The 1,384-nt window shown below is 56.5% G+C and carries 2 protein-coding genes; both read right to left on the bottom strand.

Annotated elements, in window-relative coordinates; genetic code table 11:
* Nucleotides 1–16: 16 nt before the first annotated feature.
* A complete protein-coding gene (locus tag OZ411_RS42835; RefSeq protein ID WP_282532782.1) occupies nt 17–712 on the bottom strand; it encodes a sulfite oxidase-like oxidoreductase in 696 nt (231 codons plus the stop codon).
* A gap of 87 nt (nt 713–799) precedes the next feature.
* Nucleotides 800–1,384 (bottom strand): PAS domain-containing protein (locus OZ411_RS42830; RefSeq protein ID WP_282532781.1); only part of this gene is annotated, 585 nt, incomplete at its 5' end.

Genomic DNA, 1,384 nt, shown 5'->3' with positions numbered 1-1,384 from the left:
TCCAGCGTCCCGATGTTCAGCTCGAAGATCGTTGCTCTTTGAACGGGTCGCCGTAAATGTGATATCCGTTAAATTCCCATAAGCCCGGCGATTCGCGATCCAACAACTCGATCCCGCGCACCCACTTCACGCTCTTATACGCATAGAGGTTTGGCACCACGAGGCGCAGCGGGTAGCCATGCTCTGCCGTAAGGGGTTCGCCGTCATGCCGCAGGGCCAAAATCGTCGTCGGGCGCAGAAAATCCGAGAGTGGCAGGTTTGCCGTGTAGTTGTTCTCGCCATAGACCATCACATGCCGCGCCTCTGGCCGCAACTTCACTCGCTTCATCAATTCTGTCGCGAGCAATCCTTCCCAACGGTTGTCGAACCGGCTCCAGCACGTGACGCAGTGCATGTCCGCAAATACTTCGCTCTGCGGCAGATTGGAGAGCTCTTCCCACGAAAGCCGCAGCTGCTCCTCTACCAGGCCGAACACGCGAAAATCCCACGTCCTGGGACTAAAGAGCGGCACCGAGCCCACATGCAGCACCGGCCACTTGAGCGTCAGCGACTGTCCTGGGGGCAGCCGCCCAGCGGCACGCATCTCACGCTCCCGTTCGCGTCGCTCGTTCGATTGCACAAATAGCTCCACCGCAAAGTATAGCGCGGCCTGGTTGGCGCACGTAGTAATTTTCGGGGCCTGCAACGCGGTCAGCCGGGTTGCGGCGGACATAGCCAAACATTGGGTTTCTGGTACCCCGCATTCCGAGAAGCGACCTATCAATATGCTAGTCCAGCCCGAAGCGGCGAAGGGGGAGCCTCACTGCTCGCCCTCACCGATCTTGGAGTTAGAACTACTTGCAGACTCGGAGAGTAAGCCAGGAACAGTCTTGCTGGTATTGTGACGGAAAACGTTGACGGCTCCGATCACTTCGTCCTCGTTGTCACGAATTGGAAAGACATTAACGAGCGCCAGAAGACGATTACCGTTGGGCTGCTCGCAAATCACATCGGCGTTCCGAACGGTGCCGCTGTTGTTGATCACCATGGAAGATGGTGAAAGTTCGTGCGGCATCACTTCTCCTGAGGGGTAACGAAGAAGGTGTGACCCGCAATACTTTTCCGAGGTTCCCAGAGACGGCGTGCGTCCCCAACCCGCGATTGCAGCTTTGTTGCACTTGACGACGGTGGCATCCTTTTCGAGAACGTATATCCCTACTGGGATAGAATCCATCGCCGCTTGGTCTGCGAGAATTCCTTTTGCGACGAGGTGCCCGTCGACGAGTTCTCCTCGGAAGTCGATTTTGTCGAAGTCGCCATCCAAAATCATCGTGCTTGTTGCTAAGCCACTATCTGTCACGCTGGTTGCCATTTTCAACCTCCTTCGCGCGAGAGACTCAGTAAA

It is taken from the genome of Bradyrhizobium sp. Arg237L (assembly GCF_029990105.1).
Classification (GTDB): Bacteria; Pseudomonadota; Alphaproteobacteria; order Rhizobiales; family Xanthobacteraceae; genus Bradyrhizobium.
Note: the sequence above shows the minus strand (reverse complement) of the source record. Positions and strands in the feature narration are given on the sequence as shown.

Coding starts and splice junctions, on each gene's coding strand:
- OZ411_RS42835 (WP_282532782.1), bottom strand. CDS start 712: ATGTCCGCCGCAACCCGGCTGACCGCGTTGCAGGCCCCGAAAATTACT.